General features: G+C 65.4%; 27 protein-coding genes. 21 read left to right on the top strand and 6 right to left on the bottom strand.

Annotation, left to right across the window (positions count from 1 at the left end; translation table 11 throughout):
• Window position 1: 1 nt before the first annotated feature.
• On the bottom strand, window positions 2-700 hold the full coding sequence (locus K7711_RS02095) for a siderophore-interacting protein (RefSeq protein ID WP_222964342.1): 699 nt from the start codon (window positions 698-700) through the stop codon (window positions 2-4).
• 264 nt (window positions 701-964) lie between these two features.
• On the opposite strand from K7711_RS02095, the gene K7711_RS02090 reads away from it, so the two are divergent.
• Entirely contained in the window at window positions 965-3,082 is a 2,118-nt protein-coding gene (locus K7711_RS02090) for an amylo-alpha-1,6-glucosidase (protein WP_222964340.1), read from the top strand.
• 16 nt (window positions 3,083-3,098) lie between these two features.
• On the opposite strand, the gene K7711_RS02085 is transcribed toward K7711_RS02090, so the two are convergent.
• A complete protein-coding gene (locus K7711_RS02085) occupies window positions 3,099-3,755 on the bottom strand; it encodes a YbaB/EbfC family nucleoid-associated protein (RefSeq protein WP_222964338.1) in 657 nt (218 codons plus the stop codon).
• A gap of 5 nt (window positions 3,756-3,760) precedes the next feature.
• Entirely contained in the window at window positions 3,761-4,069 is a 309-nt protein-coding gene (locus K7711_RS02080; protein ID WP_222964335.1) for a WXG100 family type VII secretion target, read from the bottom strand.
• A gap of 338 nt (window positions 4,070-4,407) precedes the next feature.
• Between K7711_RS02080 and K7711_RS02075 the strand changes: the two genes are divergently transcribed.
• The 3 genes from K7711_RS02075 (at window position 4,408) to K7711_RS02065 (ending at window position 10,277) form a co-directional block, all read left to right on the top strand.
• On the top strand, window positions 4,408-8,958 hold the full coding sequence (locus tag K7711_RS02075; protein ID WP_222964333.1) for a WXG100-like domain-containing protein: 4,551 nt from the start codon (window positions 4,408-4,410) through the stop codon (window positions 8,956-8,958).
• A 65-nt stretch (window positions 8,959-9,023) separates the two neighbouring features.
• Entirely contained in the window at window positions 9,024-9,815 is a 792-nt protein-coding gene (locus K7711_RS02070) for an immunity 49 family protein (RefSeq protein ID WP_222964331.1), read from the top strand.
• Window positions 9,816-9,869: 54 nt separating this feature from the next.
• A complete protein-coding gene (locus K7711_RS02065; protein WP_222964329.1) occupies window positions 9,870-10,277 on the top strand; it encodes a hypothetical protein in 408 nt (135 codons plus the stop codon).
• A 9-nt stretch (window positions 10,278-10,286) separates the two neighbouring features.
• Here the strand turns inward: K7711_RS02065 and K7711_RS02060 are convergent, their stop codons facing one another.
• Entirely contained in the window at window positions 10,287-10,682 is a 396-nt protein-coding gene (locus tag K7711_RS02060; protein ID WP_222964327.1) for a hypothetical protein, read from the bottom strand.
• 110 nt (window positions 10,683-10,792) lie between these two features.
• Complete coding sequence (locus K7711_RS02055) at window positions 10,793-12,826, bottom strand: M13 family metallopeptidase (protein WP_308014407.1); 2,034 nt, start codon at window positions 12,824-12,826, stop codon at window positions 10,793-10,795.
• A 308-nt stretch (window positions 12,827-13,134) separates the two neighbouring features.
• Here K7711_RS02055 and rplN point away from each other — a divergent pair, with 308 nt between their 5' ends.
• The 15 genes from rplN to K7711_RS01980 all read left to right on the top strand — a co-directional run bounded on the left by rplN (window position 13,135) and on the right by K7711_RS01980 (window position 23,453).
• Window positions 13,135-13,503: a 50S ribosomal protein L14 gene (gene rplN / locus K7711_RS02050; protein ID WP_067895247.1), complete on the top strand. Its 369-nt coding sequence runs from the start codon at window positions 13,135-13,137 to the stop codon at window positions 13,501-13,503.
• Between the two features lies 1 nt (window position 13,504).
• Window positions 13,505-13,819: a 50S ribosomal protein L24 gene (rplX, locus tag K7711_RS02045; protein WP_036498213.1), complete on the top strand. Its 315-nt coding sequence runs from the start codon at window positions 13,505-13,507 to the stop codon at window positions 13,817-13,819.
• Entirely contained in the window at window positions 13,819-14,385 is a 567-nt protein-coding gene (gene rplE / locus K7711_RS02040; protein ID WP_222964325.1) for a 50S ribosomal protein L5, read from the top strand. Before rplX ends, rplE begins: the two co-directional genes overlap by 1 nt.
• Window positions 14,386-14,389: 4 nt before the next feature.
• On the top strand, window positions 14,390-14,575 hold the full coding sequence (locus tag K7711_RS02035) for a type Z 30S ribosomal protein S14 (protein ID WP_040818507.1): 186 nt from the start codon (window positions 14,390-14,392) through the stop codon (window positions 14,573-14,575).
• 204 nt (window positions 14,576-14,779) lie between these two features.
• Window positions 14,780-16,762, top strand: coding sequence for a serine/threonine-protein kinase (locus K7711_RS02030; protein WP_222964323.1), 1,983 nt, complete (start codon window positions 14,780-14,782; stop codon window positions 16,760-16,762).
• A gap of 214 nt (window positions 16,763-16,976) precedes the next feature.
• A complete protein-coding gene (gene rpsH / locus K7711_RS02025) occupies window positions 16,977-17,375 on the top strand; it encodes a 30S ribosomal protein S8 (protein WP_040818510.1) in 399 nt (132 codons plus the stop codon).
• A 14-nt stretch (window positions 17,376-17,389) separates the two neighbouring features.
• On the top strand, window positions 17,390-17,929 hold the full coding sequence (gene rplF, locus K7711_RS02020; protein WP_222964321.1) for a 50S ribosomal protein L6: 540 nt from the start codon (window positions 17,390-17,392) through the stop codon (window positions 17,927-17,929).
• Window positions 17,930-17,932: 3 nt separating this feature from the next.
• Window positions 17,933-18,346 (top strand): 50S ribosomal protein L18, encoded by a 414-nt coding sequence (gene rplR / locus K7711_RS02015; protein WP_222964319.1) that lies wholly within the window; start codon window positions 17,933-17,935, stop codon window positions 18,344-18,346.
• A gap of 49 nt (window positions 18,347-18,395) precedes the next feature.
• A complete protein-coding gene (gene rpsE / locus K7711_RS02010) occupies window positions 18,396-19,043 on the top strand; it encodes a 30S ribosomal protein S5 (RefSeq protein ID WP_040818518.1) in 648 nt (215 codons plus the stop codon).
• 2 nt (window positions 19,044-19,045) lie between these two features.
• Window positions 19,046-19,231 (top strand): 50S ribosomal protein L30, encoded by a 186-nt coding sequence (gene rpmD, locus K7711_RS02005; protein WP_067667070.1) that lies wholly within the window; start codon window positions 19,046-19,048, stop codon window positions 19,229-19,231.
• The gene (gene rplO, locus K7711_RS02000) at window positions 19,228-19,674 is read left to right on the top strand and encodes a 50S ribosomal protein L15 (protein WP_222964317.1); all 447 of its coding nucleotides are present in this window, start codon (window positions 19,228-19,230) and stop codon (window positions 19,672-19,674) included. The genes rpmD and rplO overlap by 4 nt, the downstream gene beginning before the upstream one ends.
• 189 nt (window positions 19,675-19,863) lie before the next feature.
• Window positions 19,864-21,189 carry a preprotein translocase subunit SecY gene (gene secY, locus K7711_RS01995; RefSeq protein WP_222964315.1) on the top strand — a complete coding sequence of 442 codons (1,326 nt, stop codon included), beginning with the start codon at window positions 19,864-19,866 and terminating at the stop codon, window positions 21,187-21,189.
• A complete protein-coding gene (locus tag K7711_RS01990; RefSeq protein WP_222964313.1) occupies window positions 21,186-21,731 on the top strand; it encodes an adenylate kinase in 546 nt (181 codons plus the stop codon). The genes secY and K7711_RS01990 overlap by 4 nt, the downstream gene beginning before the upstream one ends.
• Window positions 21,732-21,736: 5 nt before the next feature.
• On the top strand, window positions 21,737-22,537 hold the full coding sequence (gene map / locus K7711_RS01985) for a type I methionyl aminopeptidase (protein WP_222964311.1): 801 nt from the start codon (window positions 21,737-21,739) through the stop codon (window positions 22,535-22,537).
• 142 nt (window positions 22,538-22,679) lie between these two features.
• The gene (locus K7711_RS01980; protein ID WP_222964309.1) at window positions 22,680-23,453 is read left to right on the top strand and encodes a DUF6585 family protein; all 774 of its coding nucleotides are present in this window, start codon (window positions 22,680-22,682) and stop codon (window positions 23,451-23,453) included.
• Window positions 23,454-23,465: 12 nt separating this feature from the next.
• Here K7711_RS01980 and dtd read toward each other — a convergent pair whose 3' ends face one another.
• Window positions 23,466-23,909, bottom strand: coding sequence for a D-aminoacyl-tRNA deacylase (gene dtd, locus K7711_RS01975; protein WP_222966553.1), 444 nt, complete (start codon window positions 23,907-23,909; stop codon window positions 23,466-23,468).
• Between the two features lie 173 nt (window positions 23,910-24,082).
• On the opposite strand from dtd, the gene K7711_RS01970 reads away from it, so the two are divergent.
• Both K7711_RS01970 and K7711_RS01965 read left to right on the top strand, forming a co-directional pair.
• The gene (locus K7711_RS01970; RefSeq protein ID WP_222964307.1) at window positions 24,083-24,406 is read left to right on the top strand and encodes a WXG100 family type VII secretion target; all 324 of its coding nucleotides are present in this window, start codon (window positions 24,083-24,085) and stop codon (window positions 24,404-24,406) included.
• Window positions 24,407-24,424: 18 nt separating this feature from the next.
• Entirely contained in the window at window positions 24,425-24,943 is a 519-nt protein-coding gene (locus tag K7711_RS01965; protein ID WP_235746517.1) for a YbaB/EbfC family nucleoid-associated protein, read from the top strand.

Here is a 24,943-nt window from a genome sequence, read left to right as displayed (position 1 = left end):
CTCACCGCCAGTAGGCGCGGCCGGCGATATTGTCCTTGGGCAGCCGGGATTTCAGCGATCTGACGATCGATCGCGTGGTCGCCGCATCGCAGGCCGCCCAGCCGAAGGCATCGGGTGCGCAGGTCAGCGATTCGGCGGCCTGTCGCAGCAACTGCCCGCCGCCGTCCCGCTCGACCCAGGTCACCTCGGTCTTCGGACCGGTGCGCACGGGCAGTTCGCGATCGGATTCGTGCTGCCACTCCAACCAGACCCGGGCGGGCGTCTCGCCGATGGCGTCGAGCAGCGAGTTGATCGCGGGCAGCGAGGCGGTATCGCCGAAGACCACGAACTCCGGCGGAATCGGCTGGGGGACGGCGAATTTCGAGCCCATCACGGTCGCGTCGACGGCATCCCCGACCGCGGCGGCGCGCGCCCACTGCGAGGCCGGGCCCGCGTGCAACGCGAATTCGATGTCGAACGTGTCGCGGCTCGGATCGGGGTCGACCAGGGTGTAGCCGCGCTGCACCAGATTCTCGCCCACGTCGGGGAACCAGATGCGGATCCACTGGGTGGGGTGCAGCGGATGCTCGGCCAGCAGACCGCCTCCGGTGAAGCTCAGCCGCAGGTAGTGGTCACTGATCTGCCGCGTGTCGGTGACGGTGAGCCGGTAGTCGTCGGCGCGCAGCGCCTTGAGGACGAATCCGTTGAAGCCTTTTCCCATGAGGTTAGGTTAGCCAAACCATATGTTTCAGTCACGCGGGAAGTCGTGGGTTTCGCCGCGACCCGCTACGCTTGATCACCTGAGTCGGTCCGGCCACAGCGCGACCACCCTTTTCGGTACGGCCGGTACCGGATTGTCCGAAGCGCGATGCCAGCTGTTCCCGGTGCAATGGGAGGAACCGTCCGGAATGGTGATGACGATCGAGCCGATGATGATGTGCGGACCGGCGACGACGACGCCGGTCGAAGCGACGGGTGCGCACGGATGAGCCCCGGTCCGCTCAATGCCGGAGAACCCGCCATGCTCGGCGGCGCGGGCGGTGCGATCACGCTGGTGGAGGGCAGTACGTTCTGTCTGTCCGACCGGGTGGGCGATGTCGAACTCGGCACCTCGCACGGACTGTTCTATCGCGATGCGCGAGTGGTGTCGCGCTGGGAGCTGCGGGTGGACGGGCATCGGCCCGAACCGCTCTCGGTGCTGAGCCCGGAGGCGTTCACCGCACGATTCGTGCTGCGCCGCCCGCCGCGCGCCGGTGTGGCCGACAGCACTCTGCTGGTGGTGCGCGATCGGCTCGTCTCCGAGGGACTGCGTGAGACGGTCACGCTGGAGAATCTCGGCCGCGAACCCACCGCAGTCGTGCTGGAACTGCACGCCGAGGGCGATTTCGTGGATCTGTTCGCGGTCAAGGAGGGGCGCGGCGGACACGGCCGCGCGGATGTCCTGGTCACCGATAACGAACTGCTGTTCACCGACCGGTCCGATCGGGCCCGCGGGCTGGCGGTCACCTCCTCGGAACTGCCGCAGGTGCTGCCCGGTTCGCTGTCGTGGCGGGTGGTGGTTCCGCCCGGCGGGCGCTGGCGGACCGAAATCCTGGCGCAGCCGACGATGGCCAATCAGCGCCCCCGCCCGCCGGCGCATCCCGGCGAGCACTACGGCGCCAGTGAGCCCGGTCGCAAGATCGAGGCGTGGCGCGATACCGCGACCAAACTCACCGCGGGCGATCCGCTGCTCACCTCGGTCCTGCAGCGCACCGAGAGCGATCTGGGCGCGCTGCGCATCCACGACGACACCCGCGAGGGCCGCACCTTCGTCGCCGCCGGTGCGCCCTGGTTCATGACGCTGTTCGGCCGGGACAGCCTGCTGACCGCGTGGATGGCGTTGCCGATGGATGTGGGCCTGGCACTGGGCACCATGCAGCAACTGGCCGAGATGCAGGGGCAGCGGGTGGATCCGCTGACCGAGGAGGAGCCGGGCCGGATCATGCACGAGATCCGCCGCGGCCCCGCCAGCGGTCAGGTGCTCGGCGGCGAGGTCTACTACGGAACCGTCGATGCCACACCGCTTTTCGTGATGCTGCTGGCCGAGGTGCGGCGCTGGGGCGCGGATCTGGACGCGGTGCAGGCGTTGCTGCCCGCCGCGGACGCCGCATTGGAGTGGATCGAGCATTTCGGTGACCGCGACGGCGACGGCTTCGTCGAATATCAGCGCGCCACCGACCGCGGTCTGGCCAATCAGGGCTGGAAGGACAGTTTCGACGGAATCAATGACAGCGCAGGGCATTTGGCGCAGGCGCCGATCGCTCTGTGCGAGGTGCAGGGATACGTCTACGCCGCACTGACCGCGCGGGCGGAATTGGCCGACGAATTCGGCGAATCGGCGACCGCGACCCGGCTGCGCGACCGGGCCGCCGAATTGCGCAGTAAATTCGCCGAGGCTTTCTGGATTCCCGAAAAGGGTTGGTACGCAATAGCCCTGGATCGACACAAGCGTCGGATGGATTCGCTCACCAGTAATATCGGGCACTGCCTGTGGTCGGGTATCGCGACCGACGAACACGCCGTGCGGATCGTGGAACACCTGTCCACGCCGCAGATGGACAGTGGATTCGGTTTGCGCACACTGGCTTCGAGCATGGGTGCGTTCAATCCGATGAGCTACCACAACGGTTCGATCTGGCCGCACGACACCGCCATCACCATCGCCGGACTCCTGCGTTACCGGCACATCCCCGGCGCGATCGACCTGGCCACCCGGCTGGCCGACGGATTACTGGACGCCGCGGCGGCATTCGGCGGACGGCTACCCGAATTGTTCTGCGGCTTCCCGCGATCCAGATTTCCGGCCCCGGTCCCGTATCCCACCTCCTGCTCACCGCAGGCGTGGGCGAGTGCGGCCCCGCTGCTGCTGGTGCGCTCGTTCCTCGGACTAGAGCCCGACGTGCCCCATCGCACCCTGACGGTCCTACCGCATGTCCCGGCCCGCTGGGGGCGTGTCGAACTCACCGACCTGCGCCTGGGCGGAACAGTCCTGGACCTGGTGGTCGACGGTGATCAGGTGGGTTCGTCGAATCTGCCGCAGGACTGGAAACTCATCACCCACTGAACGTGCGGCGCCGGCGTCACCATCCGGATTCGGTGACACCGCCGCGCGGTTCGGGAACGATCTCCTCGATCTCCGAGAAGCCTGCGGAAAGTGTCTCGACGGCAGGCCCCGGATCCGGCGCGCCGGGCCCGGTGGCCGAAGCCAAGCGAGTATGCGCCGCTTGGCTTTTCGCGGGTGACCAGCCGGATTCGGTAACGCCGTTGTCGCTGTGCCGGGGGGCGTGCTCCGCGTTCTCGAAGGGGCGGTCCTCGGCGTTCCGGCGTTCCGGCGAGTTCGGCGGCGCGAGGGAGACTTCGGGCGCCACGGGACGCTGCGCACTCAGATCGGCCATACCCTCGACGATTTCGTGCACCTTCGGGAAGCGGCCGCGAATTTCCTGCAGCGGTTCCATGAGTTCGCCGCTCTTGCGGGCCAATTCCGCCGCGGCCTCCTGGGCCGCGGCGGTCACCGCGCGCGCGATGTCGGCATAACCGAGGTCGGAGACGTTGCCGCTGAACTTGGTTTCGATCACGGTGCCGTCGGCGTTCACCGTCACCGTCACTCGTTTACCGCGTGCGGTGCCCGTCGCGGTGAGTTGGGTGCGGCGGAACTGCAGGTCGGCGATCAGTGCCAGCTGATCCTGGAAGGCCGCCCGGACATCTGCCAGTTGAGCCTTCGCGAATTCGTTGGCCATGCGGGCTATTGGAAGCCGTCGGAGTTGCCGTGATCGGTGTCGTCGAGATACTTCGACGAGGTCTTCTGACCGTCGGCGTGGCTTCCGGAATGGTCCGCCAGTCCGTTGGTGATGGTGTGCAGCTGTTTCTGCGCGTCCAGATAGCCGTTCTCCACCGCGAACTTGTATCCGTACACGTCATCACCCCAGGGCGAACCCAGACCGTCGGCCTTGGACTGCAAGGTGGTGAGGGCATTGGTGATTCGATCGCTGACGTGCTGCGTCTTGGCTGCGGCCTGCCGGAGTAGTTCCGGATCCACCTGAACTTTACCCATGGCTGGCCCCTCCCGACCGACGTACTCGAATGCCATTCGAAGACAGCGTTTCCGAATCAAAGATAGCGGTCCGGCCGAACCACGAGCAACCTCATTTGAAAGGCCGTATAGTCCAAGGGTTTTGGGGGCTTGCGATCGTACACGCGGTATGTCACCGTGACGAATGCCGGGTGCTGTTAGGCTGCGGACCGGGAAGTCCGGGCTCGGACGGTGTTGGATGAGCCGTGTGGAGTGGATGCGGTGCGATTCGATCTCGCCACCGGCACGCTTCATCGGGAGGGGGATTCGATGTACCGGACTAGCCGCGCGGGTGGGTGGTTGCCATAGGCGGTAGCGGGATGGACAAGCCGTCCGGCCTGGAGTACCTGCTCAACTGGCTGGGGCTGGATTGGCCCGAGGGCGACGAGGACAAGATGTGGGACCTCGCCGACGATTGGCACGACGCGGCGAAAGCGCTGTCGGATATCGACGGCGATATCGACGCGGCCATCAGCGCGGTTCAGGCGGCGTATCCGGAAGGCTCCGGCGGCGACGCGATGATCAAGCAGCTGCGGTCGATGCGCTCGGGACCACAGTCCATCGATCAGCTCGTCTCCTGGTTCAACCACGTCGGGGACAGCGCCCAGGCGACCGGTGACTCGATCGAGGGCGGGAAAATCCAGTTCGAGACGCTGTTGCTGACCACGGCGGCCGCGCTCCTGGCCGAGGAGGCATTCCCGCCGACCGCGCCGGCGGAACAGGCGGCCACGATCGCCCTGTCCCGGGTCGGTGCACGGCTCGCGATGCGCCAGCTGCTCAAGGCCATCGCCGAGAACGGGCTCAAGGACGTCCTGCTGACGACGTTGAAGAATCAGTGGCAGCGGCTTCTGCTGCATCTGGTGCTGGACGCGGCCATTCCCGCCGGTGTGAATCTGGCCAATCAGGAAGCCAAGGTGCAGAGCGGCCATCAGGACGGCATCCACTGGGGCGATGTCGGCAAGACCGCCGTGGTGGGGTTGGCGGGTGGCCTGACCGGTGGTTTCGCCGGTGGCCTCATGCAGGGGTGGATGCGGAACCTGAGCAGCGGGATGTTCAAGGGCCTGGTGTCGGGGATCACCGGCGGTGTGACCGGAACGCTGGCCAGCGGTCTGGCCGACATGGCGTACACGGGCAAATGGGAGATGGATCCGAGTGCTCTTGTCGCGGGAGCATTCTGGGGTGCGCACGGTTCGCTCGGCGGACACCACGGTCCGATCGAGGACGGCACCGCTCCGCACACCCGGGTGAATCTCAGCGACGAGGGTGGTGTGCCCACTGAGCGCCCCTCGGTGCCCTCGGACGGTCAGGACGGCAGTTCGCCACACGTCGAGCCGACCGAGACCCTCACGAGTGATCATTCTCCGTCCTCGGAGGATTCCGGTCTCGGGCAGCACAGCACCGATGAGCCCGATGCGACGCATCCGGCCGGATCGGAGCATCGCTCGGAAAGCCCTGAGACACAGGACCATTCGACGTCCACCCACGATCGTCCGGTCGATTCGCGATCGCCGCACGAGACGTCGTCCGAGAACGGGCCGAAGGTGCATTCGACCGGTTCGGACGGGGTGCGTCCGGAATCGCATGCGGCCGAGCCTCATCCGACTCAGTCGCACAATGTCGAATCTCGTTCCGAGGGAACGAATGTCACTTCCGGCGTCGATCATGCGGGACCGCGTGCGGACAATGCCGCGCGGCCGGAGTCGCCGGTCTCGGCGCGTTCGGCCGGTTCCGCGGGCGATGGTGTGCGCGCGCCGGGCTCGAGCCCGCGCCCGCAGGCGACCGGTGACGGGTCGAGCGCTTACCGGCCCACCCAGTCCGAAACCACCCCGGTGCGAAGCGAATCCACGAGTACACCGGCCGAGCACCCGTCGGCGGGCAGTGCCGAGTCGTCCGAGACTCGCCCGGTGTCGGATTCCCGGACCACCGATTCCGTGTCTGCGGACAAGCCGTTCAGTCCTTCGCTGGACGATCCGGTCACGCAAACTCCGCGCACCGAGGATGTTCCGGTCGCCGAGTCGCGATCGCTGGACGACGCGGAATTCGTCGTCCCGGACGATATCTCGACCATCCACGAGACTCCCGCACCGCCGGAACCGTCGACGCGTGCCGGCCTGGCCGACAACACCGCTCGTCCGGGCGACCCGGAACGACCGTCGAGCCGCCTCGGCGACCGCCCCGAATCCTCCTCCCCGATCCGAGCCCGCAGCACCGGCACCGAACCCGGCTCCCGCGCGACCGAATCCCCCTCGAGAGCAGGCGATTCCAGCCGCACAGATCGCACCGGAAGCTCCGATCGCCCACGCGAACTCGTCGGCGCCCGCTCTCGCGGCGACGACGAAACCCCCCACCCGAACGAGGAACATCCCAACGGCGACAACGGAACCCGACCCCCGCATCCCCCGGGCGAGGATCCCCACTCCCGCGCCGGCCTGCCCGAGGATCCGCGTGCGGGCAAGGAAGAAACGCACCCGTCCGACCGGACCCCGGCCGAACACCGCACCGGCGATCACGACGACCCGGTGACTCGTCCCGCCGATCATGAACGGGAGGAGCCGCGACGGGATTCGACCGATGAGGATCATCACGAGGACGGCTCGCCGCATCCGGAGGAGGCCGGGCCAACCGAGCGTCCGAGCATCGAGGATGCGTTCCGCGATCACGCCGAGCCGACCGATGCCGGAGTCTCGCTGCACGCGAAAGATCCGGAACTGAGCCGGTTGGCGAGCCTCGTCCCCGCCGACGACCATTACTTCACCGTCGACGCTCACGTCACCGCGGACGGGCACGTCCGAATCGGCGAACATCGTTACACGCCAGAGGAATTCGGCGACATGCTGCGCGAGCACGGCTGGGACGGCGAAAAGCCCATCCGCATGATCGGCTGCGACGCATCGGAGAACGGCTTCGCCAGTCGCTTGGCGAACCACCTCGACACCGATGTCCTCGCCCCCACCGAGAAGGCCTGGTCCGACGAACACGGCCGCGTCTACAGCAGCACCCCGGTCAAGGACGCCAACGGCAACCCTCGCCCCCGTATCCCCCCGGACGGCGAATGGCACACCACCCACCCGGACGGCACCACGACGCCCGCCGGTGCGGACGGGTTCGTCCCGGGGACCCCCGAGAGTGCCAAACACGATCTCGAGCAGCACCACGACCCCGCAACCATGCGGGCCAAGGACCCCAAGACCATCACACCGTCGGAGGCCCGGCTGTACGAGCCGCTCACCGAACAGACGGTCGATGGCCGGCCGGTCGTCGTCGACGAGAACGGGGTGCCACACAAGATCGATGGCAAGCAGGACAACGATGCTTCCGGCGCAGCGCACGAGTACTTCAACAACCAGCTCGAGCGCGCCGGTGAACTGTACGCCCCGAAGACGGGCGACGGTTCGCGGTTCTTCTTCCAGGATGACAAGAATCCGCCGGTGCCCAAGGCTGTCATCGACGGCGCTGATTCCATTACCGGCACCACCGCCGATCTCGTCAAGGTCACCTGGCGAGACGGTCGGGTGGCCGAGGTGGAGACATTCGATTCCACGACCACGACGAAGAGCGTGGAAGAGCATCTGGAACGCCAGATGACCACGTTGCGGAACAAGTTGCCGGACGGCAGCAAGTATCAAACCGACAACAGCGTCTTCGTCGCGCCGAGCGAGGAGTGGGCGCATGCGGTGACGGATGCAGCGGGCGGCGATCCCCGGATCAGGGTGATCCATCCGGAGTCCGGCTTCGATTCGGCGGCGAACGCGGGTGAGTCGGGAGCGCGCGCGAGGTCGGGCTCGGACGATACGAGCGTCGGGGACGGCTCGGCGCATGAGGTCCGTCCGTCTTCCGCGGGCGATGATTCCGGTGGCGGACGGCCGATGGCCCGTGGCGATGGGCCCGAACACGATGGTCCACCGAAGTCGGGTGAATCCGAGGCGGGATCGGGTACGAAGCACGACCCGGGGCACGGTGACAATGCCGACCACGTCGCGCCCGACGGGGAAACGCCGCAGCGCCGGGCGATGCGCCAACAGGTCGAGCGGGCGAACAACGATCCGGAATACTTCAAGAAGTATTACAAGGATCACGGTAATTACACGGTCCGGCACAATAAGGGGCTTGCGGACGAAACCGGGTATGTTCCCCCGCATCTGATCAAGAATCCGAAAACCGGTAAATGGATCGTCGAGAGTGACGCGCCACCGCCGCTACCACCGGCCGACCCACTGAAGATTTACGATCCGGTCGGTCCGGAGGGAATCAGCAAGGAGACGCGAGAGATACTCGACGCCAGCGCGGGCGGGAGGCAAGATGCCATTACGGCCGACACCAGAGCGGAACGTGCCCTGCGGAGCGCTCGTGATGCGCTCGGGCAAGAGGATACTCCCGAAAACAGAGAGGCTGTTCGGCAAGCGGAAGAGGATCATGTACCGATGCACCGTGACATGACGAAGAAATCCGAAGCTTTCGGTGAGACTGTGGCGGCCCAGCATGCTATTCCTGATCACTACGAAGATGCGCAACCGGTCGAGCTGCACGGTCCGAAAAACGGTAATGATCAGTTCGACCAGGTCTATGAACTCCCGAATGGGAAGTATGTCGTTGTCGAGTGTAAGAGTACGGTGGATACCGAGCTCGGCTCCCGATGGGTCGGTGACACGCGGGTTTCGCAGGGCCATCGAGACTATTTCCTGGATATTCTGGAGGCAATGCGAAAGCGTGGCAGAAAATTTCCGGAGGAGTTTGATCTGGCCGATAACCTGGAAAAAGCGTTGGCGAACGGAAAACTCGACTACGTCCTGGTGCAGGGTCGTCGAAACAATGGTGAGTATGCTGGCTATGTCATGAAAATATTCGATATCAGCGGTCGGAGGCCCACGTGACACGTACTGTGGAAACGCATTGGACTGGAGGTCCGAACGATGAGCAGTATGCTGCCAGGCTCGGCGTGAGCGCGACCAAGACGATCGACGGACTCGAGACCACTCCGGAAATGATCGATGTCGCATTCTCCAAATCAATGCTGTTCATGCGAGCGCAGTGTGGTGTCGACTCGCGCGCGGTATTGGGTACGACCTGGGAGTCGGTGGTTGCTGCCATGCAGGTCGGATCGGCGATGTTCGCCGTCACCAGCCATACCGAAGGTACCGTCGAATGTCGCATCGCTCACGAGATCCGGCAATTGCCCGCGATCGGCTCGCGGACATTCCCCAATGTCACCCAGTGGCTCAACGCATTCTGGTTGGCGATCGTTTGTCGGGATCAGGAGCGGATGACCCAGCTCTGCAACTTTCCCGTTGATCGCTTGCGTGAGGCCGAGGGCGACACCGATGAGTTCGTCTATCTGTGGGTGGATACCTTGCAAGCCTACTGGCTCCGTCGGCCCGGGGTCGCGGAGAAACTGACCGCCACGATTCGAGCGTCGTATCCCGAGGTTGCCACGCTCATGCCGCGGGATCGGCTCGGTCAGATCGTTTACCAGCCCATCAATCTCTTCCACCGATTCATCACCGACGATCGGGCAGAATTTGGTGATGCTCTGGTGGAGGCATTGGAACTGCACAGAGAGTACTGGACGGCCGACGAGGATCGAGCGGAGGATCCCGACGGGTGTATTGCGTTGGGCCCGTTGGCAATTACCTGCCTCGCATACGATGCGGAGTTCCCGGTCGAGGTCGAGTCCGCTTATATCCCGACGGAACTCGTTCAGCGTGGTTGGCTCGGTGAATTCCCGGCCTGAGCATCCGACCTGCCGCGGGCAGGTGACACTTCATGCCGAAAAAGGTGACTGGTGATGAGTAGATTCGCGGAGGTGATCGTTCTCGCGCGGAACGCCGAGAAGGTGATGGCACCGCTGACCGAGCCCGATCCGGACCGCGAGTGGCAGCAATGCTTCACTCCGGTCGACGATTCGGTGTTCTCCGGTTCCGGTACGGGGTCGAGCGAATGCTATGCGTGGGTCGTGCAGTTCTACCGGCTCAATTGGCGAGGGCTGCTGCCTCATCTCGAGTCGCTTCCGTGGCCGGATCCGCAATCGGTCCAGGTGCTCGTTCGTGACGAGGAGGACGATTGCTTCGGCCTGTGGATGTTGTTCGACGGCAAGCTGACGGAGGTCCCGTTGCCGCAGACCGAGCGTAAACCCTTTCCGGGCGACTCGGTCACCGGTGTGCTGAGCAGGACCGATCGCAAACCATCGCGATAGACGCCGGCTTCACGAGCCGGTGATCACCGACACCGCAAGATCTTTCGCGGCCTGGTCGACCGGGCCCAGCTGAAAATCCCGCGCCTGGATGTGCCGCACCAACTTCGGTTCCGGTGCCAGCCCGTGTTTGCGCAGGTAGTGCGGGACCGAGCCGGCCCAGATCCAGGTGCCGTCGGTGCGGTAGTTCAGCGGGACGTCGCGGTCGGCGGGAGCGAACTCGTCGACGTCGAAGCTGCGGGCGGCCAGGATGACGGGGGCGGACTCGAGGTAGGTCAGCAACGCCTCGACGAGTGCGGGATCAACGGGGTCGCGGTCGGCGATGGGGCGGCCGTCCGGGTCGCGGCCGTCGTAGACGCGGGCCAGGCGCGGGGCTGATGCGGTCGCATCGTTGGTCGGCTCGCTCATCTGAATTCCATCCCCTCCGAAGGATTTTCGAGTCTGTGTCTCGATCGTAACCGGGGCGGCGCGGTGTGATTCGCGGATGGCGATCAGCCGTCCCGCCCCGGTGTACGACGCTAGAGGCTCACCCGCTGATCCTGGGCGAGGAACAGTTTGTCGCCCTCTTTGACGCCGAAGGTCTGGTAGAACTCCGGTAGGTTACGGACGACCTGGTTGCAGCGGAATTCGCTGGGGGAGTGGACGTCGTTGGCCAGGAGCGACTCGGTGTACTGGGTGGTCTGCTTCTCGCGCCAGTTGCGGCCCCAGGCCAGGAACATGTCGGTGTAGTTCGGCTTGTCGGTCTTCAGATCGATGCGGAAGGCGGCCAGCGAGATCATCAGTCCGCGCAGGTCGGCCAGGTTCTCGCCGACCGTGAGCGCACCGTTGACGTGATCGGTCGGCGGCAGGCCCTCGGGGACCAGGACGTCGTACTGGGCGATGAGCTGTTTGGTCTTGGCGTCGAACGCGGCTTGATCCTGCGGGGTCCACCAGTCCTTGCGGTTGCCGTCGCCGTCGTACTTGGAGCCCTGATCGTCGAAGCCGTGGCCGATCTCGTGGCCGATGACCGCGCCGATCGCGCCGTAGTTGACCGCCGCTTCGGCGTCCTTGTCGAAGAACGGGGCCTGCAGGATCGCGGCGGGGAAATTGATCGAGTTGGAGGTCACGTCGTAGTAGGCGTTGACCGTCTGCGGGGTCATCCCCCATTCGGTCTTGTCGACCGGGGTGCCGAGTTTGTTCATCGAGCGCTTGGCCTCGAAAGCCGTGATGGCCAGCAGGGATTCGACGAGTTTGCCGCGGGTGACCTGCACCTTCGAGTAGTCCACCCACTTGTCCGGGTAGCCGATCTTGACGGTGATCTTGCCCAGTTTGGCGATGGCGGCATCACGCGTCGGCGGGGACATCCAGCTGGAGTTGCGGAAATTCTGCCGGTACGCGGCGAGCAGATTGTCGACCAGCTGTTTGGCGCGATCCTTGGCCTCGGCGGGAAAGTACTTGGCCACGTACAGTTTTCCGAGCACCTCGCCCAGATTGCCGTCGACGACGCCGACCGCGGATTTCCACAGTTCGGGTCGCTGCTGGACGCCCGCGGTGACCTTCACGTACTCGAAGTTGGCATCCGAGAGCGCCTTGGTCATGTACTTGGCATAGCTGCGCAGCAGGGCCAGCTTCAGATAGTCGCGCCAGATCGCGATATCGGTGGCGGCCCAGATCTTCCCGGCGCTGGTGACGAAGGAGGGCTCCGCGACGACGATCTTCGCGAACAGTTCCTTCGGGCGATCGGTGCTTCCGGAAAGCCAAGGCTCCCAATCGAATTCCGGGGCCAGAGCCTTGACCTCGTCCCAGGATTTCAGGTTGTAGGTGGCATCGCTGTCGCGGGTGCGCACGTTGTCCCAGAAGGCCGCGGCGATCTGCTTCTCCAGATCGAGCACGCGCTGCGCCGAGCCGTTGGGATCGGGCAGACCGCCCCCGGCGGCGAGCTTGCCCAGCAGCGTCGAATACGCCGCGAGATACTGCGCGAACTGGGGTTTGCTGTAGTACTGCTCGCTCATGCCCAGGCCGGACTGGCCGATCGAGGGCAGGTAGGCGTTGGAATTCTTCTGGTCGACGGTGATGCCGAGCCCGATCAGCCCGCCCAGCGGCAGTGCGCCCATCACCTTGGCCAGATCGGGTTTGGTTGCCGCCCCGTCGATCTGGGCGAACAGTCCGGACAGCGGCGTCAGGCCGAGCTTGTCGAGGGTGGCCTCGTCCATCCGCGCGTCGTACAGATCGCGGATCTGCTGCTCGGGAGTGCCGTCCTTCGGATCCGCGATCCCGGCGATGACATCTTTCAGCTGGCCCTCGACCCGGTCCGACACCTCGGTGAAGGTGCCGAAACTCGTCTTGTCCGGCGGTAGTTGATATGTGCGCAACCAGGTGCCGTTGACGTGGCGGAACAGATCATCCTGCGGCCGCACGGCCCGATCCATGCCCGACAGATCCGGCCCGGCGGGCGGCTTCGAGGCGGAATCGTTGGTGTTGCAGGAGGCCAGGGTCGCCACCACCGGTACGGCACCGAGTGCGACCAGAAATGAACGGCGATCCAGCTGAACCGGACGACGCGACGAGCTCACAGAGAATCCTTCCCCGACTGCTGTGTATGGCGGACGTGGGTCGTAGCTGGACCGAGGCTACTGGAGCCTGCTGAGAGTGGCTGAAGAACGCGACGCCGGGCCCGGATTTGGGCCCTACCTGCGGCTTGGCTACACTGATCCGGTTGCTTGCGGGACAGCTGTGCCCGCACTTCGGCCGCGAACCCACAGTGGTTGATCCCCGGATCCTCGTATAACCGCTGGCAGGCGCGCGTTTTGAGGGGCAACTGACCATGCCCGTCGGGTCGGCAATCCGGCGTGCATTTCGTCCAGGTCTAGGAGGAGCTGAAGTGATTCAGCAGGAGTCGCGACTGCGCGTCGCCGACAACACGGGTGCCAAGGAGATCTTGTGCATCCGCGTGCTCGGCGGTTCGTCGCGTCGCTATGCCGGTATCGGCGATGTGATCGTCGCCACCGTGAAGGACGCGATCCCCGGCGGCAACGTCAAAAAGGGTGAGGTCGTCAAGGCTGTCATCGTGCGCACCGTCAAGGAGCGCCGTCGTCCGGATGGCTCGTACATCCGCTTCGACGAGAACGCCGCGGTGCTGATCAAGGCGGACAACGATCCGCGCGGCACCCGCATCTTCGGCCCGGTCGGCCGCGAGCTGCGTGAGAAGAAGTTCATGAAGATCGTCTCGCTGGCCCCGGAGGTGCTCTGACATGAAGGTGCACAAGGGCGATACCGTCATCGTCGTCTCGGGTAAGGACAAGGGCGCCAAGGGCAAGGTCATCCAGGCCTACCCGGCGACCGACAAGGTCCTGGTCGAGGGCGTGAACCGGATCAAGAAGCATGTCGCGAACTCCGCGAACCAGCGTGGCGCCAGCTCCGGCGGCATCGTTACCCAGGAAGCGCCCATCCACGTCTCGAACGTGATGGTCGTCGACTCGGACGGCAAGCCGACCCGCGTGGGCTACCGCACCGACGAGAACGGCAAGCGGGTGCGCATCTCCCGTCGCAACGGGAAGGACATCTGATGACCACCACCGAGAACAAGATTCAGCCCCGCCTCAAGGTCCGGTACCGCGAGGAGATCCGGGACGAGCTGAACAAGGAATTCGGCTACGCCAACGTCATGCAGATTCCCGGCGTGGTGAAGGTCGTGGTGAACATGGGTGTCGGTGACGCTGCCCGTGACGCGAAGCTGATCAACGGCGCGGTCAACGACCTGACGCTGATCACCGGTCAGAAGCCCGAGATTCGTAAGGCCACCAAGTCGATCGCGCAGTTCAAGCTGCGTGAGGGCATGCCGATCGGCGCGAAGGTGACCCTGCGCGGCGACCGGATGTGGGAGTTCCTGGACCGCCTGGTGTCCATCGCGCTGCCTCGTATCCGGGACTTCCGCGGTCTGTCTCCCAAGCAGTTCGACGGCCACGGCAACTACACGTTCGGCCTGAGCGAGCAGTCGATGTTCCACGAGATCGACGTGGACAGCATCGATCGGCCGCGTGGTATGGATATCACCGTGGTGACCACCGCGACCAACAACGACGAGGGTCGCGCGCTGCTCAAGCACCTCGGCTTCCCGTTCAAGGAGAACTGAGCACATGGCTAAGAAAGCTCTGAAGATCAAGGCCGCGGCCACGCCGAAGTTCGCCGTTCGCGCCTACACCCGTTGCCAGCGTTGCGGCCGCCCGCACGCGGTCTACCGCAAGTTCGGCCTGTGCCGTGTGTGCCTGCGGGAGATGGCGCACCGCGGCGAGCTGCCGGGCGTGCACAAGTCCAGCTGGTAATTCCTACCGGACGCAATAAACGTCGGCTCGAGTCGGCCACAACGCAAGCCCTGGCACAGCGCATCGCGCTGTGCCAGGGCTTGCGCATATTTCCCCGGTCGCGTGATCGCGACGCGTGAAACGCCTTGATATCATTGGTTTGCGACCGTTTCACGACGTGGATTTCGCGCGGCGAACGCGACCCATCAGCGCGGGAGGTGGTCGGTGAGCGCCAGGGCGTTCGGCCGCTACCAGCTGCAAGAGCTGATCGGTGAAGGTGGCATGGGCCAGGTTTGGCGGGCCTACGACACCGTCACCGACCGGATCGTGGCTATCAAAGTGCTGCCGGAACACTTCGCGGCCGATGCCAGTTTCCGGGAACGATTCCGGCGCGAGGCGCACGACACCGCCCGGCTGCGGGAACCGCATGTGATCCCGATCCACGGCTACGGCGAAATTGATGGTCGCTTCTACCTCGATATGCGCTTGATCGACGGCATCGATCTGCGAACCCTGCTGAAACGCGATGGGGCCATGCAGCCGAAGGCGGCGGTTGCGGTGATCGCCCAAGCCGCGGCGGCATTGGATGCGGCACATGAGCAAGGGCTGGTGCACCGCGATGTCAAACCGTCGAACCTGCTGGTCAACGACAGCGGATTCGTGTATCTGATCGACTTCGGCATCTGCCGCTCGGCCGACGACACCCGGCTGACCCGGACCAGCGCGATGATCGGCACCCTGGCCTATATGGCGCCGGAGCGATTCACCACCGGCGTTGTCGACGGCCGATCGGATGTCTACGCCCTGACCTGTGTGTTGTGCGAATGTCTGACCGGAACCCCGCCCTATCCGGGCAACAGCGCAGAACAACAGATCGCGGCGCATCTGACCGCCGAACCCCCTGCGCCGAGCACGCGGCGATCCGACCTGCCGGGCGGGTTCGACCATGTCGTCGCCCGCGGCCTGGCGAAAAGTCCGGACGACCGCTACTCGACCGCCGGAGAGCTGGCCGTCGCGGCCGGTACCGCACTGGCCGATACGCCGCCGACGGTCCTGGCGAGGGCGCATCCGAAACCGCCCGGGTATCGCTTGCTCCCCTTCCTGCGATCGAATCGATTGCAGCGCACACGAATCGCACCGGGAAAGAAGCGTCCTGTCGTCCGGGCGACGCTGGTCGCGGTCGCGCTGTTGATCGGCGCGGCGGCGGTGGCGGGAGTGTGGCGGTTGAGTCACGGGTCCACGCCCGTACTCGCCTTCGACGGCAGGTACGGGGTCACCTATACGCACCGCACTGTGAACGGGAATCCGGTCGAAGCCGTCACCGATACCCGGGTGTGGTCGGTCCGGTCGCGCTGCCTGTCCGGCAGCGATCGGTGCGTAGCCTCGATCACCAGCGAAAATCCCGGCGCTCCGGGCAGTGCCCCGACCCAGTTCGTCGCCGATTATCGCGATGGCGCGTGGATGGCCACCAGAGAGGTGGAACCCTGGCCCGACAACGATTGCACCAGCCCGATCACGCACGCACCCCAAATGGTTCAGGGATGGCAGCGAGTGGTGTTGCGGTCGGCCGGCTCGCAGTGGACGGGAACGTACCGGGGCTATGTCGGCGGACCCTGTGCCTATGCACAGGAGAGTGGGATGACGCTGTCCCGCCTCGGCGGTATCGAGCCGAACGTGCACGTCGTCGCACCGGAGACCATCGCCGCCCCCGTCGATCCGCCGGCGACGGCGATGAACGGGACCTACCAGGTGACCATCGCCTATGGTTCGACACCGGAAGTTCCGAATCCTCCTGCGCCGGACCGGATCCGGCAGCGATACGACACCATCTGCCTGCGCACGGGTGATCGTTGCGCGGCGACGACTCAGCCGGATCCGAGCGTGGATCCTCGCACGGATCCGCGTGCGGTCTTCGCTCCGATGCTCGTGTACGCGGGCGGAACATGGAGCATGGTCTACGACACTCCTTATCCCTGCTACAACGATTCGAACGAGCCCCACACCAACGCGACGTTCCGCTGGAATCTGGCCCGATCCGGCGCCGACCCGGATTCCGCCGACTCCTTCACCGGCACCTGGTCCCGCGACAAAGCCGGGCCCTGCCCCGGAACCAGCAGCGCCACCGTCGACATGCGGCCCGTCAGGTCGACCGGCATACGTCCGGCTCTCGCCCCGGCGCCGACCACCCGACCTGTCGGTCACTTGTGACCGGGACCCCGATTTTGTCCTGGTAGCGGGCTTGTCTACACTGGTCCAGTTGCCTGGGCAGGTCTGTGTGCATTGTCGTGTGCGCAGGGCTCGGGGACACGCACTTCATCCGGTCGGCAGATAGTCGGCCGGACCAGCCGAATTGTCATAGGCCCACTACTCGCGTGCGCGGGTGCTGTATGGGAACCGTGGCGAGAAAGGTTAGCGGTCACGTATGACCATGACAGATCCGATCGCAGACTTCCTGACCCGTCTGCGCAACGCCAACTCGGCGTACCACGATCAGGTGAAGGCTCCGCACTCGAAGCTCAAGGCGAACATCGCCGAGATTCTCAAGCGTGAGGGTTACATCGCCGACTACCGGACCGAGGAAGCGAACGTGGGCCAGACCCTCGTCGTGGACCTCAAGTACGGCCCCAGCCGTGAGCGCAGCCTGCAGGGCGTGCGCCGCGTGTCCAAGCCGGGTCTGCGTGTGTACGCGAAGTCCACCAATCTGCCCAAGGTCCTGGGCGGCCTCGGCGTGGCCATCATCTCCACGTCGACCGGCCTGCTGACCGACCGTCAGGCCAAGCAGCAGGGCGTGGGCGGCGAAGTCCTCGCCTACGTCTGGTAAGGGAGGTCAGGACAATGTCGCGTATCGGTAAGAAGCCGATCACCGTCCCCACCGGGGTCGAGGTGACCATCGACGGTCAGAGCGTTGCGGTCAAGGGCCCCAAGGGCACCCTGTCGCACGTCGTCGCCGAGCCCATCGTCATCAGCCGGGCGGACAATGGCGAGCTCGAGGTCGTCCGTCCGGACGACGAGCGTCGCAACCGCTCCCTGCACGGCCTGACCCGCACCCTGGTCTCGAACATGATCGAGGGTGTCACCAAGGGCTACGAGAAGAAGATGGAAATCTTCGGCGTCGGTTACCGCGTGCAGGCCAAGGGCTCGAACCTGGAGTTCGCCCTGGGCTACAGCCACCCGGTTCCGATCGAGGCGCCCGAGGGCATCACCTTCGCGGTGGAATCGCCCACCAAGTTCTCGGTGTCGGGTATCGACAAGCAGAAGGTCGGCCAGATCGCCGCGGTGATCCACGGCCTGCGCAAGCCCGACCCGTACAAGGGCAAGGGCATCCGCTACGCCGGTGAGGTCGTTCGCCGCAAGGTCGGAAAGACGGGTAAGTAAGCCATGGCCAATACACAAACCGAAGCCCAGAAGGCTGCGCGCAAGCCGCTCGGCAAGGACGCCTCGACCCGTCGGCGCAACGCCAAGGTCCGTCGTCACTTCCGGCTGCGCAAGAAGGTCGCCGGCACCACCGAGCGTCCGCGCCTGGTCGTCAACCGCTCCGCGCGGCACCTGCACGCCCAGCTGGTCGACGACTCGGCCGGCAAGACCATCGCCTCCGCCTCCTCGATCGAGGCCGACGTGCGTGCGCTCGAGGGCGACAAGACCGCCAAGGGCCGCAAGGTCGGCGAGCTGCTCGCCGCCCGCGCCAAGGCCGCCGGTGTCGAGGCCGCGGTGTTCGACCGCGGTGGCCACGACTACCACGGCCGCATCGCCGCCCTGGCCGATGCCGCGCGCGAAGGTGGGTTGAAGTTCTGATGCGGATTCAGCCCCAGACCGGAATGACCATGAACGGAAGGAACGTCTGATGCCGGGACGTCAGCGGCGTGACGGCGGAAACGGACCCGCCGGACAGAACAGCGGCCCCGAGGGCGGCCGTCAGGAACGTGGCGGCGGTCGTGACCGTCGCGGTGATCGCGGTGGCCGCGACAATGCCGCCGAGAAGAACCAGCTCGAGCGCGTAGTCGCGATCAACCGTGTCTCCAAGGTCGTCAAGGGTGGTCGGCGCTTCAGCTTCACCGCCCTGGTGATCGTGGGTGACGGCAACGGCTTGGTCGGCGTCGGCTACGGCAAGGCCAAGGAAGTTCCCGCGGCCATCCAGAAGGGCGTCGAGGAGGCTCGCAAGGGCTTCTTCCGCGTCCCGATGATCGGCTCCACCATCACCCACCCGGTGCAGGGTGAAGCGGCCGCCGGTGTGGTCATGCTGCGTCCGGCCTCGCCCGGTACCGGTGTGATCGCCGGTGGTGCGGCTCGTGCGGTGCTGGAATGCGCCGGTATCCACGACATCCTGGCCAAGTCGCTCGGCAGCGACAACGCCATCAACGTCGTGCACGCCACCGTTGCGGCCCTGAAGATGCTGCAGCGTCCCGAAGAGGTCGCCGCGCGCCGCGGTCTGCCGATCGAGGACGTCGCTCCCGCGGGCATGCTGCGTGCACGTGCCGGACAGGGAGTCTAGACATGGCACAGCTGAAGATCACCCAGATCAAGAGCACAATCGGCGCGAAGGCGAACCAGCGTGATTCGCTGCGCACCCTCGGCCTGCGCAAGATCCGGCAGAGCGTGGTCCGCGAGGACAACCCGCAGAACCGTGGTCTGGTCAACGTCGTGCGCCACCTCGTTACCGTTGAGGAGGTAAACGCATGACCCCGATCAAGCTCCACCACCTGCGCCCGGCAGCGGGCTCGAAGAAGGACAAGATCCGCGTCGGTCGCGGTGAGGGTTCCAAGGGCAAGACCGCGGGCCGCGGTACCAAGGGTACGAAGGCTCGCAAGAACGTCCCGGCCCGTTTCGAGGGTGGCCAGATGCCGCTGCACATGCGGCTGCCGAAGCTCAAGGGCTTCACCAACCCGTTCCGCGTCGAGTACCAGGTCGTGAACGTCGGCGATATCGCCCGGCTGTTCCCGCAGGGTGGCGAGATCGGCAAGGCCGAACTGGTCGCCGCCGGTGCCGTGCGCAAGAACGAATTGGTGAAGGTGCTCGGCCAGGGCGATATCGCCGTGGCCGTTCAGGTCAGCGCCGACAAGTTCTCCGGCTCCGCCAAGGAGAAGATCACCGCGGCCGGTGGCACCGCCACCGAGCTGGGCTGACAGTAACCGGTGCGGCGGGGCGGTAGCGTGGCATATGACCACGTGAAAGCCTCGCGTACGTCGCAGTACTACACAGTGTCGCCGGACGGGTGAGAGCCCGTCCGGCGTCGCTGTTAGAGTTCAAGTGTTGTCTGCCAAGACTTGTCGAAACCCGGGCATGACCCCACATGTCGTTAGCCAGGAGGATCTGTGTTTTCCGCCTTCGTGTCGGCTTTCCGGACCCCGGACCTACGGCGGAAGATTCTCTTCACGCTGGGCCTGATCGCGCTGTACCGCGTCGGGGCGGCTCTGCCGTCGCCCGGTGTGGACTACAAGGCCGTCAAGCACTGCGTCGACATCGTCAGCGGTGGCGGTGACGCGGGCATCTATCAGCTCATCAACCTGTTCTCCGGTGGTGCGCTGCTGCAGCTTTCGGTGTTCGCGATCGGCATCATGCCGTACATCACCGCGAGCATCATCATCCAGTTGCTGCGGGTCGTCATTCCGCGCTTCGAGGAACTGCACAAAGAAGGCCAGTCCGGCCAGACCAAGATGACGCAGTACACCCGATATCTCGCGGTGGCGCTGGCGATTCTGCAGGCCACCGGTCTGGTGGCGCTGGCCGCTCGCAAGCAGCTGCTGCGCGGGTGCGATCAGGACATTCTTTCCGACAAGAGCATTTTCGGCATGATCATCATCGTGCTGGTGATGACCGCCGGTGCGTCGATGGTCATGTGGTTCGGTGAGCAGATCACCGATCGCGGAGTCGGAAACGGCATGTCGCTGCTGATTTTCGCCGGTATCGCCGCGCGGCTGCCCTCGCAGGGCAAGGGCATTCTGGACAGCCGCGGCGGCCTGATCTTCGGCGCGGTCATCGTGGCCGCACTGCTGGTGGTCATCGCTGTCATCTTCGTGGAGCAGGGCCAACGCCGGATTCCGGTGCAATACGCCAAACGTGTCGTCGGGCGAAAGATGTACGGCGGCTCGTCGACCTATCTGCCGTTGAAGGTCAATCAGGCCGGTGTCATCCCGGTGATCTTCGCGTCCTCGCTGTTGTACCTGCCGAACCTGGTGGCGCAGCTGACGCAGGGATCCTCGGCTGGTCAGGGCAGCTGGTGGCAGAAGATCATTCAGGAATACCTGGTGAATCCGGGTAATCCGGTGTATGTCGCGATCTATTTCGTGCTGATCGTGTTCTTCACCTACTTCTACGTCGCGATCACCTTCAGTCCGGAGGAACGCGCGGACGAGATGAAGAAGTTCGGCGGCTTCATTCCCGGATACCGTCCCGGTAAGCCGACCGCGGACTATCTGACTCGGGTTCTGAGCCGAATCACCCTGCCCGGCTCCATCTATCTGGGTGCGGTTGCGGTGTTGCCGAATCTGTTGCTGCATATCGGCGGTGGCGGTGGTGCGGCGAGCAACCTGCCGTTCGGTGGTACGTCGGTGCTGATCGTCGTGAGTGTGGGCCTCGACACGGTGAAACAGATCGAGAGCCAACTGATGAACAGAAATTACGAAGGGTTCCTCAAGTGAGACTCGTACTGCTCGGTCCGCCGGGTGCCGGTAAGGGCACACAAGCTGAACTGCTGTCGGACAAGTTGGGCGTCCCGCACATCTCCACGGGGAATCTCTTCCGTGCGAACATCTCGCAGCAGACGCCGCTCGGGCGCGAGGCACAGCGGTATATCGACGCGGGCAATCTGGTGCCCAGCGATGTCACCAACCGCATGGTGGAATCCCGGATCGCCGAGCCGGACGCGGTGAAGGGTTTCGTACTCGACGGTTATCCGCGCACGGTCGATCAGGCCGAGGCGCTGGAGAAGATGCTCAAGGAGGCGGGGCACGAGCTCACCGCCGTGGTGAGCATCGAGGTCGCCGAGGACGTCGTGGTGGGCCGCATGCTGGGTCGCGGTCGCTCGGACGACACCGAAGAGGTCATCCGCAACCGGATGCACGTGTACCAGTCTGAGACCGCGCCGCTGCTCGAGCACTACGACGGCCTGGTCGTCACCGTGGACGGCGTCGGCGAGGTCGACGAGGTCAACGGGCGCGTGCTGCAGGCGCTGGGTCGCTGACGCGGATGGTCTTCGGCCGTAAGCACAAGAAGGTGGTGCCGTTCCGCACCTCCGGTGAGCTGGACGCGATGGCGGCGGCCGGAGCGGTCGTGGGCCGGGCTCTGGTCGCGGTGCGCGCTGCCGCGAAGCCGGGCGTTTCCACACTGGAATTGGACGAGGTCGCCGAGCAGATCATCCGCGACGCGGGTGCGGTGCCTTCCTTCAAGGGCTATCACGGTTTTCCGGGATCGATCTGTTCCTCGGTGAACGACCGTGTGGTGCACGGGATTCCGGTCGCGGACGAGATTCTGGCCGAGGGCGATCTGGTGTCGATCGACTGTGGGGCGATCCTGGACGGCTGGCACGGCGATTCGGCGTGGACGTTCGGCGTCGGCGAGATCATCGAGCCCGATCGGCTGCTCAGCGATGCCACGCGGCTGTCCATGGAGGCCGGGATCGAGGCGATGCTGCCGGACAACCGGCTCACCGACATCTCGCACGCGATCGAGCTGGGCACGCGCGCGGCCGAACGCGAGCACGGCCGGTCCTACGGCATCGTGGACGGGTACGGCGGGCACGCCATCGGCCGGGAGATGCACATGGATCCGTTCCTGGCGAACGAGGGCGCACCGGGTCGCGGACCGAAACTGGTCGTCGGTTCGGTGCTCGCGATCGAGCCGATGCTGACGTTGGGCACCACGCAGACGAAGGTGCTCGGCGACGACTGGACGGTCGTGACGACCGACGGCACTCGGGCGGCGCACTGGGAGCACACCGTCGCCGTGACCGAGGACGGTCCGAGAATTTTGACGTTGCGACCCGAGTAACCACTCGGCGAGCACACCGACGCACCCATTCCACAGGTTGGCATGGGTGCGTCGTCGTTCTCTGTGAATTATTCGATGAACAGGTGTGGATCGGGTTCGCGGTGGGCACCCATTCGTGGTGACATCGGGCGGTGACTCGGGGGTGACCGAAGCGGTCGGCGTGGCAGCCGAGCGTGCGAGGCTCGGGCGGTACCTACGGACGTATCGGCCGGGGCCCGCGGATGCGGGGCGGCCGCTGGTCGAAGCCGTGGTGATCGCGGCCGGGATCGTGGTCGCCTCGATCGGTTTCGTCGTGGGGGTTCCGGCGGTGGGCGCTCTGGGCATCGTGGCGCTGCTGGCGGGCGGGGCCTGGTCGCTGTGGGATGTGAGCCGGTCCGGCTCGGCGCACCGGCGCGAGAGTCGGCTGGACCTGTACGAGCAGGGCATGGTCGCCTCGGGCGAGGGACAGGTCCGGGTGGTCCGGTACGACAGTACGACGGTCCGGCGCAAGATCGTGCATTCCGCCAAAGATCCTGCCGCAGAGGGGATTTCATACCGCTACACGATCGTGGACACCGACGGTGAGCCGGTGGTGCTGCGGCACGGCATCGAATGTCCGCGGCAGTGGGGCGTGGAGATCGAACAGGGCATTCTGCACGCGCAGCTACCGGTTGCCCAGGCGGCGCTGGATGCCGGGCAGCGACTGGATTTCGCACCGATGTGGCTGACCTCGAGGGAACTGGGGACCGGTTCGGAGTCGGTGCCGTGGTCGCAGGTCGGCGATCTGGCGGTGGTCGGCGGCTGGTTGAGTGTGCGGGTGCGGGGGCGGGCGCAGCCGCTGGAATCGCTGCCGCTGTGCCTGATGCCGAATTACGTGGTGTTCCGGGCGTTGGCCGAGCGACTGCACACGACGTCCGTCACCGGCGCGGCCGGCTGAGCCGGACCGGATTCACGCTTCCAGGAGCAGGGTCACCGGACCGTCGTTGACCAGCTCGACTCGCATGTGCGCGCCGAATCGTCCGGTCGCCACGGTCGCGCCGAGCTTGCGCAGGGTCTCGGCGACCAGCTCGACCAGAGGTTCGGCGACCGGGCCGGGCGCTGCGGCGGACCAGGAGGGCCGACGGCCCTTGGTGGTGTCGGCATAAAGCGTGAACTGACTGACCACCAGGACGGGTGCGCCCAGATCCGCGGCGGAACGTTCCCCCTCCAGGATGCGCAACCGGAACAGCTTGTCGGCCAGGGCTTTCGCGGTCGCCTCGGAATCGGAGTGGGTCACCCCGACCAGGGCCGCGAGACCGTGCGGCACACCCGCCGCGGCCGGGTCGATGCGGCCGACCACTTCCTCGTCCACGATCACCTGCGCGGAACTCACGCGCTGCACCAGAATTCGCACGTCGGACATCATTGCAGGTCTGTTATGTTCCCAGGTTTGGCTGTGCCGATTTGCATTTCGGCTACTCCTCGTTCATGTCGTCGCTACGGTGGATTCGCCGGCGAATGTCATCGTCGATGATGCGTCAATGTGACAACGCGTCGATGTGACACCGCGAGGAGAGGGGAACCGCGATGACGACCGTCAAGGTCGATCCGGAGCAGTTGCGCAGGGCGTCGGTCAAGACCGGCGAGGTGCGGGACCGGATCGGGAGTGTCCTCACCACCCTCCAGTCGGCTCTGGCCGCTCGGGGCGAGCCGTGGGGTGACGATTCGCTCGGGCACCAGTTCGCCGACGGCGACAAGGGCTACCTCACCGCGAAGTCGAACATGATCACCGGCGCGGGGCAGTTCGAGAAGACCTTCGACAGCTATTCCACGGGCCAGACCCAGAGCGCGGACAAGATCGAGACCACCGAGCACGGCACGGCCGCGGTGTACGTCACGTTCGACAACTGATGCCGGTTGGGTGAGGCGATGGCATACAAGTTCGACAAGGCCGAGCTGGAGTCGATGGTGGAGGATGCGCAGGAACAGCTGCGCACCGTCGCTCGAATCCAGCAGCAGCGCGTCCAATTGATCGGTACCGCAACGGTTTCCAACAAGCGCGTCACCGTCAGCGTGAATGCCGACGGAGTCGTGGTGGAGACGAAGTTCGGGCCGGGTATCGAGAACCTCGGTTTCTCGGCGATCGCCAAGGCGGTCACCGAGGCCGCCCAGCTGGCCGCCAAGGATCTGGCCGAGAAGAATCGGGAGCTGATGTCGCCGCTGCAGAGTCAGCGGGCCCGGCTACCGAAACTCACCGACCTCATCGAGGGCATGCCGGACCTGCGCGGTCAGCTGCCCACGCCGCCGGAACCCTCATTGGAACCGCCGAATTCGGCTGAGCGCAACCCACTACCCGGCGCGGACGAGATGCAGTTCACCGACGTGGAGTCGTACGACCACGACCACGATCACGAAGTGCAGCATCGGCCCACAGAAGCCGGTTGGTGA

It is taken from the genome of Nocardia coffeae (genome assembly GCF_019890715.1).
In the GTDB taxonomy this organism is placed as follows: domain Bacteria; phylum Actinomycetota; class Actinomycetes; order Mycobacteriales; family Mycobacteriaceae; genus Nocardia; species Nocardia jiangxiensis.
Note: the sequence above shows the minus strand (reverse complement) of the source record. Positions and strands in the feature narration are given on the sequence as shown.